This window comes from Hydrogenivirga sp. 128-5-R1-1 (genome assembly GCF_000171895.1).
The window spans coordinates 1-1,676 of sequence record NZ_ABHJ01000274.1; the positions used below are offsets into that span (position 1 = coordinate 1).

At 31.9% G+C, this 1,676-nt stretch carries 2 protein-coding genes; both read left to right on the forward strand.

Features of this window, described 5'->3' with window-relative positions; all coding sequences use genetic code 11:
- Positions 1 to 501 (forward strand): flagellar basal body rod C-terminal domain-containing protein (locus HG1285_RS02525; RefSeq protein WP_008289106.1); only part of this gene is annotated, 501 nt, incomplete at its 5' end.
- A gap of 71 nt (positions 502 to 572) precedes the next feature.
- Positions 573 to 1,676: hypothetical protein (locus HG1285_RS17915; RefSeq protein WP_008289107.1), on the forward strand; the 1,104-nt coding region annotated here is incomplete at its 3' end.

Genomic DNA, 1,676 nt, shown 5'->3' on the forward strand with positions numbered 1-1,676 from the left:
TATGAAAATCCACCTGCAAGTGGGAATTTCTATGTTCAACTTTACGCAAAGGATATAAAGCTATCACCATCTATTAAAATACAAAATGATACAGGAAACTTCATATCTTCTATTGGAGGAATTAATAACTACACATCACTATATAACCCTGAAGAAAAAGCTCTCTTGACTACAACTACAGGACTTCAAATAGGTTCTACATACTATAAACTCAATAGTATTGACAACCTGAGTCTTCTTGATACAAAGTCATTTCAAGAACTTTACACAAAAAAATTTACATCAGAAATAGGCTTTGAAATTTCTGATGCTAAAAATAGATTAGACGCAAATAAAAACTTAAGAGATGCTGTACAAAGTAAAATAGAAGAAAAATCAGGCGTAAATGTAGATGAAGAGTTAGTTAATTTGATGAAATATCAACGGGCATATCAATCAGCTGCAAAAATAATTAATGTTACAGATGAATTATTACAGACAATTTTAGGTCTTGTAAAATAATTAGAATAATCTAAAATTTATATTAAGATTTCCGATAATAAATGTAAAAATTTACAATTAAGGTTTATGCCATGAGAGTGCCTGATATATCTTTTTATAATACATTTTTAAAAAATGATAGGATAAAAGAAAACAAATTATTAAAATACACTAATCAACTTTCTTCAGGTAAGAAAATACTTCAACCCTCAGACAATGCTATAGATTCGGCAAAATCCCTAAGACTTGGGAAAATTATAGATGATATCTCAACTTACAACAGAAATATGGACCAGGTGCAGGCAGTACTTGAAACTGCCGAAAGTACATTGGGCAATATTGTAAATGTATCTCAAGAAGCAAGAGTTCATATAATACAGGTTCTAAATACAGGTGTAATGGACGCAGAAGATGCAAATATACTAAGAGATTATTTTCAAAGTGTTAGAAATTACATAATCAAACAGGCAAATGTATCAGTTGGAAATTCAAGGATATTTGGTGGAGTAAATGCACAGATAGACCCGTTTAATACACAGGGTATATATCAGGGACAAACCCTTGAAACAAAAGTTCCTATATCAAAAGGTGTTGAACTTAACACTACCTTTAATGGTATAGATTATCTGGGAACAATAAAATCTGGCGTATGGAATGATACCAATGCAGATGGAAATGTAGACATAACTGAGGTAAGTAATAAAATAGGTGTTGTAAAAGCTTTAGACGATATTATTCAAATTATAGACAGCGGGGACATTTATAAACTGCATGGATATTTATCAGACATGGGATACAGTAATCCAAATGACGCTTTAGTAGGAGCTACTGAAAGTGGCACCTTAACTATAAACTACGGTAGTTATACTTTAAATATCAATTATGACGGGGATACAACTACTCCAAATCCTTCTACTCTTAGCGAATTGGTAAATGCAATAAATACAGACCCAACAAATAAATACGTTCAAGCATTTGTATTTCAGGATAAAGACGGCGTTTATAGACTTGGTCTTGTGGCTAAAAATGATGCTTCAATTCCAATAACAGTTTCTGACAGCTCTGGAGCTTTATCAAAAAGACTTGGCAGTGTTTCATCAATACTTGAAACATTTGATAAAGGATTTAACGGAGTTTCTGCTGCCCGTTCAAGAATAGGAACACAAATGTCTGTTATTGAAGATTTAAAACCTCAA